The sequence below is a fragment of the Candidatus Binatota bacterium genome (genome assembly GCA_012960245.1).
Taxonomy (GTDB): domain Bacteria; phylum Desulfobacterota; class Binatia; order UBA1149; family UBA1149; genus UBA1149.
On the sequence record DUBO01000029.1, the window covers coordinates 1 to 502 of the forward strand.

Annotated in this window: 1 rRNA gene (cut by a window edge); it reads right to left on the reverse strand. The window is 55.4% G+C overall.

Annotated features, from left to right (window positions below):
- Positions 1 to 502 (reverse strand): 23S ribosomal RNA (locus tag EYQ35_05145); its annotated part runs 1,511 nt beyond the window's last position; the annotation flags it as partial.

Here is a 502-nt window from a genome sequence, read left to right on the forward strand (position 1 = left end):
GCAGGCGTCAGACCCTATACGTCGTCTTGCGACTTCGCAGAGTCCTGTGTTTTTGGTAAACAGTCGCTACCCCCTGGTCTCTGCAACCGCCTTCGGCTCCGGGCGCAAGGCCCATCACCTGATGGCGGCACACCTTCTCCCTAAGTTACGGTGTCAATTTGCCGAGTTCCTTAACCAGAGTTCTCTCAAGCGCCTTGGTATTCTCTACCCGTCTACCTGTGTTGGTTTGCGGTACGGTTACCTGCTTGACTCCCTTAGAGGATTTTCTTGGAAGCATGGGATCAATCACTTCATGAAACCCCAAAAGGTTTCACTCGCCATCACGTCTCGGCGTTAACGGAAGGGCGGATTTGCCTACCCTTCCCGCCTACACGCTTGAACCGGGATATCCATCACCCGGATGATCTACCCTTCTCCGTCTCCCCGTCGCAGTTATGCGCGGTGCCGGAATATTGACCGGCTCCCCATCGACTACGCTCTTAAAGCCTCGCCTTAGGGACCG